Annotated in this window: 16 protein-coding genes and 1 pseudogene; 6 read left to right on the forward strand and 11 right to left on the reverse strand. The window is 40.3% G+C overall.

Annotated features, from left to right (window positions below; all coding sequences use genetic code 11):
* Positions 1-855: 855 nt before the first annotated feature.
* The gene (locus SRRS_RS08920; RefSeq protein ID WP_371369771.1) at positions 856-1,842 is read right to left on the reverse strand and encodes a GlxA family transcriptional regulator; all 987 of its coding nucleotides are present in this window, start codon (positions 1,840-1,842) and stop codon (positions 856-858) included.
* Positions 1,843-2,115: 273 nt separating this feature from the next.
* Here SRRS_RS08920 and SRRS_RS08925 point away from each other — a divergent pair, with 273 nt between their 5' ends.
* From SRRS_RS08925 to SRRS_RS08935, 3 genes are read left to right on the forward strand one after another with little or no spacing between them, the layout of a single operon-like run.
* Positions 2,116-2,778 (forward strand): rhodanese-like domain-containing protein, encoded by a 663-nt coding sequence (locus SRRS_RS08925; RefSeq protein ID WP_371368093.1) that lies wholly within the window; start codon positions 2,116-2,118, stop codon positions 2,776-2,778.
* Positions 2,775-3,950, forward strand: coding sequence for a cysteine desulfurase family protein (locus tag SRRS_RS08930; protein WP_371368095.1), 1,176 nt, complete (start codon positions 2,775-2,777; stop codon positions 3,948-3,950). The genes SRRS_RS08925 and SRRS_RS08930 overlap by 4 nt, the downstream gene beginning before the upstream one ends.
* Positions 3,951-3,981: 31 nt before the next feature.
* Complete coding sequence (locus SRRS_RS08935) at positions 3,982-4,341, forward strand: hypothetical protein (protein ID WP_371368097.1); 360 nt, start codon at positions 3,982-3,984, stop codon at positions 4,339-4,341.
* Between the two features lie 278 nt (positions 4,342-4,619).
* On the opposite strand, the gene SRRS_RS08940 is transcribed toward SRRS_RS08935, so the two are convergent.
* Complete coding sequence (locus SRRS_RS08940) at positions 4,620-5,051, reverse strand: DUF6010 family protein (RefSeq protein ID WP_371368099.1); 432 nt, start codon at positions 5,049-5,051, stop codon at positions 4,620-4,622.
* A gap of 80 nt (positions 5,052-5,131) precedes the next feature.
* Between SRRS_RS08940 and SRRS_RS08945 the strand changes: the two genes are divergently transcribed.
* A complete protein-coding gene (locus tag SRRS_RS08945; RefSeq protein WP_371368100.1) occupies positions 5,132-6,115 on the forward strand; it encodes a GlxA family transcriptional regulator in 984 nt (327 codons plus the stop codon).
* 222 nt (positions 6,116-6,337) lie between these two features.
* On the forward strand, positions 6,338-6,559 hold the full coding sequence (locus SRRS_RS08950; RefSeq protein WP_371369773.1) for a LysR substrate-binding domain-containing protein: 222 nt from the start codon (positions 6,338-6,340) through the stop codon (positions 6,557-6,559).
* Between the two features lie 808 nt (positions 6,560-7,367).
* On the opposite strand, the gene SRRS_RS08955 is transcribed toward SRRS_RS08950, so the two are convergent.
* On the reverse strand, positions 7,368-8,471 hold the full coding sequence (locus SRRS_RS08955) for an NADH:flavin oxidoreductase (protein WP_371368101.1): 1,104 nt from the start codon (positions 8,469-8,471) through the stop codon (positions 7,368-7,370).
* Between the two features lie 178 nt (positions 8,472-8,649).
* Here SRRS_RS08955 and SRRS_RS08960 point away from each other — a divergent pair, with 178 nt between their 5' ends.
* Positions 8,650-9,234 carry a TetR/AcrR family transcriptional regulator gene (locus SRRS_RS08960; RefSeq protein ID WP_371368103.1) on the forward strand — a complete coding sequence of 195 codons (585 nt, stop codon included), beginning with the start codon at positions 8,650-8,652 and terminating at the stop codon, positions 9,232-9,234.
* 9 nt (positions 9,235-9,243) lie between these two features.
* Here SRRS_RS08960 and SRRS_RS08965 read toward each other — a convergent pair whose 3' ends face one another.
* The 8 genes and pseudogenes from SRRS_RS08965 to SRRS_RS09000 all read right to left on the reverse strand — a co-directional run bounded on the left by SRRS_RS08965 (position 9,244) and on the right by SRRS_RS09000 (position 13,760).
* Complete coding sequence (locus SRRS_RS08965) at positions 9,244-9,555, reverse strand: hypothetical protein (RefSeq protein WP_371368105.1); 312 nt, start codon at positions 9,553-9,555, stop codon at positions 9,244-9,246.
* A gap of 23 nt (positions 9,556-9,578) precedes the next feature.
* Positions 9,579-9,818 carry a hypothetical protein gene (locus SRRS_RS08970; RefSeq protein ID WP_371368107.1) on the reverse strand — a complete coding sequence of 80 codons (240 nt, stop codon included), beginning with the start codon at positions 9,816-9,818 and terminating at the stop codon, positions 9,579-9,581.
* Positions 9,819-9,860: 42 nt separating this feature from the next.
* A complete protein-coding gene (locus SRRS_RS08975) occupies positions 9,861-10,064 on the reverse strand; it encodes a zinc ribbon domain-containing protein (RefSeq protein ID WP_371369775.1) in 204 nt (67 codons plus the stop codon).
* Positions 10,065-10,247: pseudogene (locus SRRS_RS08980) on the reverse strand (recombinase family protein); the annotation flags it as partial. It lies immediately after the preceding gene.
* Between the two features lie 132 nt (positions 10,248-10,379).
* Positions 10,380-10,532: a hypothetical protein gene (locus tag SRRS_RS08985; protein WP_371368109.1), complete on the reverse strand. Its 153-nt coding sequence runs from the start codon at positions 10,530-10,532 to the stop codon at positions 10,380-10,382.
* 415 nt (positions 10,533-10,947) lie between these two features.
* Positions 10,948-12,300, reverse strand: a complete 1,353-nt coding sequence (locus SRRS_RS08990; RefSeq protein WP_371368111.1) for an MATE family efflux transporter — start codon at positions 12,298-12,300, stop codon at positions 10,948-10,950.
* A 117-nt stretch (positions 12,301-12,417) separates the two neighbouring features.
* Complete coding sequence (locus SRRS_RS08995) at positions 12,418-12,810, reverse strand: Rrf2 family transcriptional regulator (protein ID WP_371368113.1); 393 nt, start codon at positions 12,808-12,810, stop codon at positions 12,418-12,420.
* A gap of 392 nt (positions 12,811-13,202) precedes the next feature.
* Positions 13,203-13,760, reverse strand: a complete 558-nt coding sequence (locus SRRS_RS09000; protein ID WP_371368115.1) for a flavodoxin family protein — start codon at positions 13,758-13,760, stop codon at positions 13,203-13,205.
* Positions 13,761-13,805 lie beyond the last annotated feature (45 nt).

Genomic DNA, 13,805 nt, shown 5'->3' on the forward strand with positions numbered 1-13,805 from the left:
ACCCGGCATTTCTTCCCGTCCAGATAATTTGCAATCTGGCGGAAATCTCTCTGCTGATTTCTTGACGATCACATTAGTCTGAACCCTTGAATTGGGACACCAAAGAAAAACGCCTCTTATGTCGTATGGGAAAACTATACTACATTCATGAATGATTTCATTGATAGTTTGATAGAAATTAGTGAATAGTAAAAACTCATGCGAAATGCCGGAAGTCTTGTAAAAAACTGCTTATGCACTGCTTGTTTTAACAATAATGATAGAAAAAGATGAAAAATAACAGTAAAAACATAACTTGAGGAAGGAAAATAGTATTTTATAATTTTTGTTAAATGCAATATACTTTTAATATATAAGGAATCCAAGGCAAGAAGCTGAATTTGGAATTTTTAGTAAATCGGCAAGCACCGGCCTCCGGAGCCGGGAGCGCAGGTTCGATTCCTGCCGGGCGCACCATATTAGATCAAGTAAAATTAGGCCTTCAGAGGTTATAACCTTTGAAGGCTTTTTACTTTTTCTGGGAGGGGGGGGCAAAAAGGGGGGCAATACATAAAAGAAACAATGATTTTATACATACTATATAACAATTAGTGGAATAGATGGACAATTAATTTTGTGGCTGAATTTGCGTGATGGAAACGGCCATTTCCTTCATGGGTTTGGCTGGCGTACTATTGATTCACACTTTTATCTCGTAACTCATGGAAAAAAGTCCTGTAAAGTAGATACTTTGCAGGACTTTCTTCTTATATCTGTTTATATTCGTCTAGCCTTCGGTGTAGGCTCTTTGTTTGTATTCGGGTTAAGAAATTTACTGTTGATTTCATAAAGAAAATGAATCAAAGACTTAGTAACTCATGGTTCTACAAGGTTGAATGAGCGGCGATATTCCCGAGGGTTAGTGCCGACTTTTTTACGGAATTGAGAACGGAAATTTGCTATTGATCCAAAACCAGTTGCTACGGAAATCCATTCGATTGAGTGCCTCGTTGTTTCAAGTAGATGCTGGGCTCGACGAATACGAGAATGAAGTATCCAACTCGCGGGTGTAGTTCCGAGTCGTTCGACAAACCGTCGCTGAAGTGAGCGAACGCTCATTGATACCTGATCTGCTATCATTTTAACGTTGAGATTTTGATCAAGGTTTTCCTCAATCCAAGACAATAAAGGTTGTAGGGAGTCGTTGTCATTTGGCGGTTGCTTATATTGGATAAATTGCGCTTGCCCTCCCTCACGGACGAGTGGCATAACCGCCGACCTTGCTGCATCCGCTGCTACAGTGGCTCCGTAATCACGTCGAATGATATGTAAGCATAGGTCAAGACCTGCAGAGGCTCCAGCTGAAGTGAGTAGGTTGCCATTATCGACGTATAGTACGTTAGGGTCTACAGCTATTGTAGGGTAACGTCGTGCAAGTTCTGGAGCAGCTAGCCAATGGGTGGTCGCATTTAAGCCATTCAAAAGCCCTGTAGCTGCGAGAATAAATGCACCTGTACAGATAGATGCAATCCTAGTACCGTGTACAAACGCTCGACGTATAGCGCGAATTAAATCCTCTGGTATCGCTTGATCCAAATCTGATATTCCTGGCAAGATTATGGTGTCTGCGTCCTGTAATGACGAAAGTGTAAATGGAGCTCGTAGGCTAAATAGGTCAGTTTCTATCTGCCGTTTAGCACCACATACTTTGATATCATAGGCGAGTTGTCCACTTGCAAGTTTGACATACTTGAATATGTCGCATGGAGTAGAGAAATCGGAGGGGACGACACCATCAAAAACCACAACGGCAACAGTATGGGGTTGGTGAATGTTTGGCGGATTATTAGCGTTAATTGTCATTTGTGCCACTCTTATTATTTACCTCCACATGGTACTATGTATACAATAAAACCGTTCCGAGGAAAGGAGAAACTATTGATGGTGAAGGTTCTGCAGTTTTGAATAAGCAACATCTCTGTATCTGGATTATAAGATTAGGGCTTTTATTCGACACATCTTGTAATTTCCCTTCACTATTAATACGTAAGGGCAAACCTTTGTAGGACTGTATTGTTATAGAGGTATCAGCGGTAAGTGTAAATAGTCTATTCTATTCTGAGGGGGAAATTGTAGATGGAAACTAATGAGGACTATATTTGTAACCTATGTAATAAGGAAAAGCAAGGTAGTGCTTATGAATTCACAGAGGGAGAACGCATTTGTGGCGACTGCATACAAACTGGTTACTTGGTTTATTTACAACAGAAAGGATCACAGGAGTGGTGGGTACTGGCCATATTTAAAACCATGAAAGAAGCGCAAGCTGCGGTAAAAGATGTAATGAATTATCCATTCTTAGCTGACTATAAAATAGAGGAAGCTATTTATGGAGAAAAATCGATTCAGAGAATTAATAAAAGCAATAAAGTTCAAGATATTAGCGCAAAGGAATTAAGGATAAAGATACAATCAGGAGATACTTCTTTTGAAATTATCGACATACGAGAAAGCCATGAGCTAGCTAAGGAAAGCAGTATCCCTGGTGCTATTCATATTGAAATAAAACAATTGCCAAATAAAATAAAGACGTTGCCAAAGGATAGAGAATATATCATTGTATGTTCTCATGGAATGCGTGCTCGCTATATCTGTGACTTTTTTGAGGAGAATGGATATAAGGCGAAGAGATTGACTAGCGGCATGATGGGCTGGAAGGGATTGGGTTTTGTTGTTACAGCTATGGACATGGTTACTGCAGGAATCAAGAAGTTTAAGAGTAGTGGAGGCAAAATATGATTTATTTTGATAATAGTGCTACTACTTTACCAGATAAAGATCTAGTAACAGCTTATCAAGAAATAGCAACCGAATATTTCGGCAACCCTTCTTCAGCACACCGGTTAGGTGTCAAAGCTGCATTAAAATTGGAGGAGGCAAGGAATGTTTGTGCTGATTGTTTGGGAGCGGATACGGATGAGATGATTTTTACCTCCAGTGGTTCAGAGAGTAATAATACAGCAATAAAGGGATTGATGTTAAGGAAGGATCTAAGAGATAAGCATATTATTACTACAAACGTTGAACATGCATCTGTTTATGAAACATGTAAACAGCTAGAAAGTTTGGGGTGCTCTGTTACGTATCTACCGACTAACGGAGAAGGTTGTATTAACTTAGAGGATGTAAGAATGGCTCTTCGCAAAAATACGGTTCTTGTTTCTGTGATGTATGTAAATAGCGAATTGGGTTCGATACAACCGATAGCCGATATTGGTCATTTGTTATCAGAATTTCCTGCTATTCATTTTCATGTTGATGCAGTTCAAGCCTATGGAAAACTTCCGCTGCGTCCTAAGGAATGGAAAATTGACTCCCTCTCTTTATCTGCACATAAATTTCATGGATTGCGAGGTACAGGACTCCTATATCTAGGGAAAGGTACGCAATTGTTTTCGCTAATTAACGGAGGAGGACAAGAAAGCGGCTATCGGGCTGGCACGGAAAATTTAGCTGGTATAGTTGCTATGAGCAGGGCCATGCAGAAGCATCAATCGGAACAAGAAGAAAATTACGAGCATTTAGCCAGCCTTAAAAAGTACTTAATAGATGGTCTCATGCAAATACCTGGTTGCGTTGTTAACGGCCCTAAGGGAAATTCTAACGGAGCACCTCACATCATCAATTTTTCTCTGAGGAGGTTTAAATCGCAAGAAATTTTATTGCTTCTTGATAGTCATGATATTTATGTTTCTAAAAGCTCTGCCTGTTCATCAAAGAGTGATAAGCCATCGCGTGTTTTATTAGCAGCAGGCATAAATGAGGAAGTAGCTAATAGTGCTATCCGTATAAGTTTTTCTGTTTATAACACTATTGAAGAAGTGGATAAGTTCCTAATAGCGTTACAGATGATTATTGTAAAACAAAAGATAAGTCAGAAGAACCAGGCAATAGACCAGTATAATGGATAGTCTTTAATTTTAGTTAGAAAGGTGATGTTAGATGTCTTCAAATGACATGTGCGAAGTAGCAGGAAAGTCCAGGGCGAGTCAATTTGTGCCAAACACAGAAATTGAGAGAGAAATCAATACAGCTATTTCTAAAACTGTTACAGAAGCCATTAATCGGGCGACCGTACCACTAATTGAAAAATTAGAAAAACAAGTCAAAGAAATCCATGATTTAAAAACCATTAATACTGAATTGTTAGAGAGAGTAAATGACATAAATAACAAAACCAGCTATGTACGGTCTAAAAGAATATCTTATGTCGTATTTGGTGCAATCATCGCAAAATTGTTATTGGTAGGATTTTTCATAATGAATGGTAAAATCGCAAAGCTATTTAAATATTTTGGTTGATTGCAAGGGTTCTGGGTGACTCTGATTCACGTCTGAGTATCAATCTGAACGGAAGGTAAAAAAAGGCTAACCATTTTCAATTTGTTCACTAAAGTTAGCCATTTGAGAAGCGGCATAGTTTATTGAAACGATAGTATATCACAAAACACTTAATAGTTATGCAAATGAATGTGGTTATCGTTAATGGATAACCACATTCATTTGCTCATAGATGAGGATGAGAAGGCCCAGGGGACGGAGAGTCTGTCCCTTGGACCTTCCCTAGATATATCTTTTGGTTAGACCGTGTTAGTTCCTTTTTTGCATATCACCTCATAAATAGATGGTGCACCAAAAAAGAACCAGATAGCTACAACTGCGTCGGTGATCGCACACCCGAAAGAGGAAGTGGGTGCAAAAGTAATAATTGGGTTCCCATAAAGGTGGTGCATAATATCCCAAAATGTATGAAGAAGCCAAGCTATGCCGATGTACCGATACGAACTAAGCCCCTTGTATGCGGCTGCAGTGGCAACCGTCGTAAATGCGAACTCCCAGATGCCCAGCCCGCCGCTTAGATATGCGGCACCCGCACCGGCAACTAAGATGGCGTTGAACCTTTGGCGAGAAGGTTCTGGCATAAGAGACACGATAAAAATAGAAATAAATGCGATGACTATAGGCATTATGAAGTTTAGCGTTTCTAATTCAGGAACAATATGTACGCCCATCGTTTTCCTCCTTTTTTTTGATTAATAATTTTTGCTACATTCAGAATATCACGTGGAGGTGTATAACCCAAGTGGCACAAATGACAGATGTCGCAGAGAATCTGCCAAAATTTAATCGCCCACATATTGTTGCAGTTGTGGTCTTTGATGGTAGCATACCATCTGATTTCTCTACTCCCTGTGATGTATTTAGACACGTCAGACTTGAAAACGGGCAAATGGCTTATGATATAAAGGTGTGCGGGGTTAAGCGACAGATTGATACCGGGCTGTTCAGAATGAGGCCTCCCTTTACCCTATCGTCATTACGGCACGCTGATACCATCATCGTGCCAGGAATGTCAGACTTGAATCAGGTTATACCAAAGACTCTGATTAGGGCACTCCGCCGTGCATTTAGGCAAGGTACTAGAATTGCTTCCATCTGCACTGGTGCCTTTATTCTAGCCGCCACAGGTCTTCTAGATGGCGCAAGGGCAACCACCCACTGGCTAGCTGGTCCAGAACTTGCACGACGTTACCCTACAATAGATGTAGACCCTAACGTACTATACGTCGATAATGGCAACTTGCTCACTTCGGCCGGAGCGGCGGCGGGAATTGACCTTTGCTTACACATAGTGCGCCGCGACTACGGAGCCGCCACCGCGGCGGATGCGGCAAGGTTGACGGTTATGCCACTTGCGCGCGAGGGAGGCCAAGTACAGTTTATCCAGTATAAGCAACCGTCAATTGCTAATGAATCACTACAACCTTTGCTGCAGTGGATTGAGAAAAATCTTGATCAAGACCTCTGTCTTGGAGTACTGGCTAACCAGGCGGCAATGAGCGTACGGACGCTCCATCGGAGGTTTCTCGAGCAAATTGGAATTACACCGGCGAATTGGATTCTGAACTCTCGCATTCGTCGAGCTCAGTTTATGCTTGAAACAACGTGTCAATCAGTCGAAAGGGTTTCTGAAGCGACTGGTTTTGGGTCGGCAGCAAGTTTTCGTGAACAGTTCCGCAAAAAAATCGGTACGAGCCCGAGTGCATATCGTTGTTTGTTCAGAATTATAAAGTAGTTTTTCAATCTATCCATGCGGGAGACGGTACGGTCCTGGTGCGTAATGGAAACCGCCATTTCCTTCATGGGCTTGGCAGCAATATTTCTTAGAAGAGATCCTCTTTGCTATTTTGCCAGAAAATCACGCCCTGGCGGTTAGTGGATCGTTTTTTCCTATATCGGCATTGTCAGAATATCCATATATTAAACTAGATGAAGGCGTTGATGTGAGATTTCAGAGATCTTTAAAGTTCATCGACTAACCCCTGATGTTCAATTTGCTGAAAAGGATGATTATGCAATCATAGCCATGGTTGAAAATGGGTTAGGAATTAGTATTTTGCCGGAATTGGTATTGAAAGACACATCACGGAAAATTATAAGTAAGGAATTAGAAATCCCTGCATACAGAGATTTAGGGATTGCAGTTAAGGACAAAAGTATGCTTTCCGCTTCAACCTAAAAGTTTTTAACTTATGTACAGTTGTGGATATCTGAAGAGTATGGTTTACCATTTTAGAATTAACTTAACGGTTCAAAAATGGAAAGTCTTATTCACTTCGTATTTAGCAGAAAAAGTGGAGATTTTGATTGAAAAAATCTATAGGTATCTTTCATGCAGAAGATTTTAGTCATAATTATATTAAAGAAGATTTCGTAATTTACTGACCGGGTCTCTGCCACGAAATCTGATGTTTATCGCTCTGGGTTTCCAAGGTGGCGGAAAATTCACCAGGAGCCTGTGCCTATGTTGCTATCGGCGTACAAAATGGAGGGCATTTGGGACGTGCTTGGCCTATGGGTGGGAGAAAACGAAAGCGCTAAGTTCTGGTTCTAGCATCTTAAATGCACTGAAAACCTGGGAAAGGATATAGCTCTCTAAAGGCAAATAAACAAGGTGGTCTTGAAGACCACCTTGCGTTTATTTGTGCGTAAATTCAGCCATCAGCCTATCGCTCAAATCAGATAACGACTTTATCGTGCCGAGGTTGCTGTACTCAAAGTTTTAAGTCAAGCTATCTCACTGCATCTTTAAGTGCATAAAATCAATTGATAAATGAAGAGAGAAAAGCCGAATAAATACAATTGTGTTTAAAATAATCGTAGTTGTTAAGTAATCAGGAAGAGAATCTTTGGATGTTGTATAGTTTTCCCATACAATATAAGAGGCGTTTTTTTGTGTGTCTCGATTCAAGGGTGCTGACTAAGTAGCACGCTTCGGTTCTTCCTTATAAAAATGTAGTTAATTCGGACAATCTATCCTTTGCTTACTATTTCTTTAGTACACAACTTACGCCAACACTTGCGCCAACTTTGTCAACTTTAAGGCAGCCGTTGCAGGAAATACATTTTGCCGGTTCCTGGTTTCCGGATTGCCATCGGTTAATTAAGTCGCTTTCACATATCAGCGGTCGGGAAAGAGCGAAATAATCAATATCGTTTTCATTTAAATATTTCGTCGTTGCCGATATGTCGCGATAGCCGCCTACGGCAATGACGGGAATGTGAATGAGTTGTTTCATTTCTGCAGTACGCTGCAGAAAGTAGGGGGGCTGGCCTTTGGCTATCGTCCTTGAAGGGCCTTCATTCTCGCGGGATGAGAAACTGCCGCCGCTGATTTCCACAGCGGTTATTCCTAATTCTGCTAGCTTTTGGCAGACGTATTTACAATCTGCAAAAGTCAATCCTCGATCCCTAAAATCTTCACAATTGATTTTAATTAAGACAGGATATTCAAGACCAACCTTTGCCCGTATTTTCTGATAGGTCTCTATAATCATTTTGCTGCGGTTTTCTATGCTTCCGCCATATTCATCGGTGCGTCGATTACAGTAAGGAGTTAGAAATTGGCTTAGCAGTGTTTCGTGTCCCGCATGAATTTGTACGCCGTCAAAGCCTGATGCTTTTGCCCGGGAAGCCGCTTCAGCGAACGCTTCCTGCAGTACTATAATATCTTCCTGTGTCATTGCCCTGGCGGCAACATTGTTATGCTCCGCTTCTTCCAGCACACTAGGCACCCAGAAGACTTTACCGGGCACAGCGGATAAAAATTTATGAAATCCTAGACTGGCGAGCTGAACGATTATGTTTGCTTGATATTGATGGACCATAGCAGTCAGTTTTTTGTATTCACCGAGGAAAGAATCATTAAAAATTCCCATTTGCTTGGGCACTAGGTGTTCCGATTCGCAAACGGCTGCCATACCGGTAATAATCGTACCGACGCCACCTTTTGCCAAATCTTCGTACACTCGAAACAGCGCTTCTGTCATATGACCGTGTTCGTCAGCAGTACCATAATATGTAGCGGACCGGATAAAGCGGTTTTTTAGTGTAAGACCGCTAAGCTCTGTTTGATCAAACAATGATTTCATGGTATCACTCCTAATTTCAAATTATGCACATGCATGTTTGTACACGTTGCAACTATTTATTATAATAATAATTGAAAGAGTACTTAGCAATCGACAAAACCATGGGAATGTCGGTTAACCAACAGAAATGAATAAATGTTGGTTTACGTTAAATATCGTATAGGAAAAGGTGAAAGCTATGGCAGTGCGTCCCAAAGAGAATGATCCGAGGGTTATCCGGACACGTCAGTTAATCCAGGATGCATTCTATTCACTGAGCAAGGAGAAAAAATTTAATGATATTACCATTCGTGATATTACGGAACGGGCTGCAATCAACAGGGGAACGTTCTATGCTCATTTTGCTGATAAGTATGCTTTAATGGAATTGATGGTTGAGGATACATTCATGACGACTGTATACCAACAACTTCAGTCGCAGGAAGAGCTGACACCGGAGGTACTGCGAAATCTAATAATTGCCGTGTGCAAGTATCATGAACAATTAAACACAAGCTGCAAGCGTACAGCGCAAGCCGTTTTTCCGCTTATCGAAATGAAAGTAAAAAGCCAGTTAGAACAAATGGTGTTCAACTGGCTGATTAAACGGGCAGCCAAACCGGAAGCGGAGGAATGGGTGGCGGTCATGGTCAGCCAGTCAATCTATAGTACGGCGTATCTATGGAATGCCAGGGGGCGAAAACCATCAACTGCTGTATTTGCCGATGAGATTCTGCGGTTTTTATTGCCAGGATTAGAGGCAGTTATAGGACGAAAGGTATGATGTAAGGGCCTATTTGGTTGAATAGAATTGCATATCGCTGGTTAGTGGTATAATACCACCGCTTCCAAAGTAGTGCAGGAGAAAAAAATATGAGGGATACAAGGGGACGGTTTGTACTGCATCATTAGCTCTAAAATGAGTGGATTTGCAGGGGCACGGCTCGCCTCCACCACTCATATGTACAAAAAGAACGAGGAATACCTCGACGTATTCCTCATAAACAACCACTTTTTCAACATAGGTCTGGATGATCTTTTTAAGGTCATCCGGCTTTTTGTTTTTCAGTGCGGCTATATCCTTTTCAAGATAGGCAACAACCATTGATTTGTCTAATGATACAGATTTTAGCGTAGTTTGTATTCAGTGATTATAATAAGAATGTCGGCTTTTTCTTGTTCAAGTTTGTCCATAGTTGCTTTCATGCTGGGATTATAGAGGCCATCGGCAATGGCACTGATAAAATTATCAAGCTTTTTCTGGGTATCGGCGAGCCGCTGTTCAAAAACCTGAATGTCTTTTTTCTTGTCAGCCTGAGTGCTATGGTAGTGTTCAATTAACTTATCGGCAAGTAATAGTGCTGACATTGAATATTTTATGCTGTAAATTCGCAATGGCAATATCCTCAATTAAGCTCTTGTTAATTGCTTTTTGGGGGCAGTTTTAGTCCGATATCTTGTGCCACAGGAATATGTAGAGTATTTGGACTTATTCCGGTCGGAATAGGAAGTATGCCCAATCATAGCCGCCCCGCATCTACCACAGACGATTTTGCTGCTTAACAGGTAATTTTCTTTAGCCTTGTTTTGCGCATTCATCTTGTTGTTCTTCATCTTAACTTGAATCGCTTCGAACAATTCTTCACTTACAATAGCGGGCATTCCACCAGGAATTTTAATGATGTCTGGCTCATCTTTTGACCGATGATTATTTCTTTTGCCGCCAACTTTTGAGCTGGCTCGATTGAAAATGTATACACCGGTATATTTCTCATTACGCAAGATGTCATGAAACTGGCTTGGGTAAAATCGCGGCCAAGTTTGGTTTTATGGCCCTTTTCCTTTAGGGCAGCGATTATGGGCTTATATCCATATCCGGCAGAATACTGGTAAATATGAATTTTATCGCTTCAGCCTCGGTTTGGTTAATCACATATTGTCTATCTGGTCCAACATCATAGCCAAGAGGCGGGTGCCGCCTGTATGTTTGCATTGCAGGGCGGTTTCCCGCATTCCTTTCATCACTTCCCGCGCCAGATTTTTGGAGTAATATTCCGCCATGCCTTCCAGCACACTTTCCAATATGATTGATTCCCTAAGAAAGAGCGGATATATAATTGGCTTCGATTGATTGCCCAAACAGGTTCGTTTGCGGAAAGCAGTGAGCGCTTCTTACATGGGGCCTACCTGAATGATGAACCTCAAACATGGGTACAGGGTAGAAGAAGAACGCTTGCTGATTATATCGAAAGCTGCAGAAATGAAGGGATAAATCTAATAACCATTCCAGAAGGCTATGGCATTGATAGTCTACCTAATTCTATGAGGGAATAAGATCGCTGTTACTTAATGCATACCGCAGGCGTGCTGATATCAAGCCCGAAGGGCTAAACGTGATTCCATGTTTAGATTTGGAGGTTTATCTGGTGTTGCGATACTTATTAATATGCCAATTCCCTGTAATAGTAGTAGCATTAACGAAACACAAATTTTACGTCTAATGTGGTTTTCTGCGCAGAACATGCCAGTATCCATTTATAAACAGTAAAATTGTCATTACACTGGCCAAAAGGTCTGTTATAGGCTGTGCAAACCAAAGACCATCCTGCCCGATCGCTTTTGGTAGAAGAAATATCGTTGTTGCTAATATAACAGACTGCCTCAACACATTTACCAATACCGCTGTTTTAGGTTTTCCCGTCAGCATCATGAATCCTGAACCAAAAGTAGGAATGGTGGCGAGAGGAAGAAGTACCATGTATTTACCTATACCACTTACAGATATATTTACAAGCTCCGATTCGTGTGTGAAAAGACCAACTACAGAGACGGGGAATATCAGTGTAATCACAGTGCCTGCGGTTAGAATTATAGCGCTATATATAGTCGCAAGTGCAAGCGTTTTCATCGCCCTGTCATATTGCAGTTTTGCATAATTAAAACCGATAATCGGCTGAAATCCTTGTGCTATTCCGTAAACGGGCATCAGGAATACCGACGCAATGGAGTTGATTACAGTCATTGCACCAATCGCCATCTCCCCGCCGTATAGGTTTAATGAGTAGTTACTGACGATTTGTGCAATGCTGATAGATAATTGATTTGAACAGGGGACTAATCCAATTAAAGCTATAGCCTTTACCATTGATGGACATAAAACGAGGTTGTTTTTTGCGAGATTTAGGGTGGATTTTCCTGTTAGAAAATAGGAAAATCCAAGGATAACCGTAATAAACTGTGCAATAACGGTAGCCATGCCGGCTCCGACTATTCCCATATTAAACACATTAATGAAGAGTGCATCCAATCCTATATTCAAAATGCATCCCGTAATATTAATTCCGGCTGAAATTGATGGATTGCCATCAGCGCGTACGAGAAAAGGAAAGGCAAAGCTCAACATATTAAACACGGTACCAAACATAATAATTGTAATAAAACCCTTGGTATACAGCAGTGTTTGACCATGTAGACCAAGCCAGTCTAATATCTGATTCTGAAAGATAAGGTATAGGATGGTTATTGTGATACCTATGAAAACACATAACGTTATTGCGTTTCCGGTTGCAATTTCAGCTTCTCCTTTTTTCCCTTCGCCCAACTTTATAGAAATGTTGGAACTGGCACCCATTGATATAAGGGCAGACAGTGCGACAATTACCGTGATAATCGGCATAGTAAGGCCAATTCCTGTCAACCCAAATGCGCCAACCTCGGGTATATTTCCTATAAAAATCCGGTCGACAAAAATATATAGTGAATTGACGAGGAGACTGAGCATCGCCGGAAGCGAGTATTGTACAATTAGTTTCCCAATGGGCTTGTGTTCAAGTTCTTGTATTTTGTTCATTTGTATTTCCCCTGATAAGTACATTAAAGATGTTTAATGTCTATAATTGAAATGTAAATAATATTCCTCTATACAGTTATGATCGGTAAATATATATATATTTACTAATACCGCATGTTATGGATTTTGTGCTACTTCGATAAGTTTTTTATCCTGCAAGTACTTCTCCATCACGTTTTCTGCTTCCGTCATTACTTTATGAATTAAACATTTGCTTTCCTTTTCTATATTACAATCAAACAATGCTCCAGTTCCTTCGGTTGCCTTGATGACATCCAAAAAGGAAATATCTTCAGCTTTTTTGCGCAAGGCGTAACCGCCGTTCACACCTGAAGTTGACTCAATTAAATCTGCTTTGACCAGTTGGGTTAATATCTTTGACAGATAGGTAACTGAGACATTGAAGTGATTTGCCAGTGTGTGTACGCTGATTTTTTCACTTTGAGCATTATGTTCAATCATATATACAATCGTATGCAGCGCGTAGTTTGTTGCTTTCGTATATTTCAAGTAAAGACCTCCTTGGCAGATATTATAGACTTTATTTATCTATAATCATAGGGATGATAGTTAATTTTGTCAAGGAAATATATTAGATTCATCAATATATTTCCTTGATGGTTAGACATTGTGACGGTATGATTTAATTGAAGTTGTACATATGATTCGGTAAGGTTCAGCGAGTCGAACCCCTGTCCGATGAGTATAATTGAGATCTTAGGAATATTGTTAGCGATTAATTAGGCCATGTTCCCGTTAGCAAAACGGAGCAGAATTACTCTTCTATAATCACTGCTATTATTTTCGTTTTTTGCTGATAAAACAATCATAATTGGTGCTCCATATATTGGAGTATACACTATTGTGGATGCTTTTTTTTATATTTATATTTTTTCTAGGAATCATCCAATTAGATTTTCCCCATCCTTAAATGCTCTTAAAGATAACTCATCAGACATTGCAAAACTAGGATCACTAGTTCCACAGCAATGAATACTATCCTCTAAATCCCAACCATAAAGTGCAAAAACATTATTAATAAATTTAATGCCCTCTGCACCTATTTTAGGATCTGAGGCCCCTTGAGCAAATATCGTTATTAACTTTTTACCTGGATGTCTTGGTACAAAATCTCCAAGCCCTCCAATCATTGGGAATGTACGATCTAACCAAACTTTTGCTTGACCTGTAATTTGGTGATAATAGATTGGAGAACCAAATACAACAGCATCTGCTGCATTAATAGCTTCATACATTGGCTGTAGATAATCTTTAATAGCACAACCGTCATTTGTACGGCAATAATAACATCCTTGGCAACCGCGAATTCCAGAATCATTCAAATCAAATTCAATAACCTCGGCACCTTTAGATTTGGCTCCTTTTGCCACTTGTTCTAACAATTTTGCAGTATACCCATTTTTTCTTGGACTACCATTGAAAATAACAACCTTTGACATCTCATATCTCTCCTTTTAAATACAAAGTTTTCTTAAATCAAGTCA

The sequence above is a fragment of the Sporomusa rhizae genome (genome assembly GCF_041428845.1).
GTDB classification, from domain to species: domain Bacteria; phylum Bacillota; class Negativicutes; order Sporomusales; family Sporomusaceae; genus Sporomusa; species Sporomusa rhizae.

Bases quoted from the DNA above. Each gene is read 5' to 3' on its own strand.
- SRRS_RS08920 (WP_371369771.1), bottom strand. From the start codon at position 1,842: ATGACAATTAACGCTAATAATCCGCCAAACATTCACCAACCCCATACT.
- SRRS_RS08925 (WP_371368093.1), top strand. From the start codon at position 2,116: ATGGAAACTAATGAGGACTATATTTGTAACCTATGTAATAAGGAAAAG.
- SRRS_RS08930 (WP_371368095.1), top strand. From the start codon at position 2,775: ATGATTTATTTTGATAATAGTGCTACTACTTTACCAGATAAAGATCTA.
- SRRS_RS08935 (WP_371368097.1), top strand. From the start codon at position 3,982: ATGTCTTCAAATGACATGTGCGAAGTAGCAGGAAAGTCCAGGGCGAGT.
- SRRS_RS08940 (WP_371368099.1), bottom strand. From the start codon at position 5,051: ATGGGCGTACATATTGTTCCTGAATTAGAAACGCTAAACTTCATAATG.
- SRRS_RS08945 (WP_371368100.1), top strand. From the start codon at position 5,132: ATGACAGATGTCGCAGAGAATCTGCCAAAATTTAATCGCCCACATATT.
- SRRS_RS08955 (WP_371368101.1), bottom strand. From the start codon at position 8,471: ATGAAATCATTGTTTGATCAAACAGAGCTTAGCGGTCTTACACTAAAA.
- SRRS_RS08960 (WP_371368103.1), top strand. From the start codon at position 8,650: ATGGCAGTGCGTCCCAAAGAGAATGATCCGAGGGTTATCCGGACACGT.
- SRRS_RS08965 (WP_371368105.1), bottom strand. From the start codon at position 9,555: ATGGTTGTTGCCTATCTTGAAAAGGATATAGCCGCACTGAAAAACAAA.
- SRRS_RS08970 (WP_371368107.1), bottom strand. From the start codon at position 9,818: ATGTCAGCACTATTACTTGCCGATAAGTTAATTGAACACTACCATAGC.
- SRRS_RS08975 (WP_371369775.1), bottom strand. From the start codon at position 10,064: ATGAAGAACAACAAGATGAATGCGCAAAACAAGGCTAAAGAAAATTAC.
- SRRS_RS08990 (WP_371368111.1), bottom strand. From the start codon at position 12,300: ATGAACAAAATACAAGAACTTGAACACAAGCCCATTGGGAAACTAATT.
- SRRS_RS09000 (WP_371368115.1), bottom strand. From the start codon at position 13,760: ATGTCAAAGGTTGTTATTTTCAATGGTAGTCCAAGAAAAAATGGGTAT.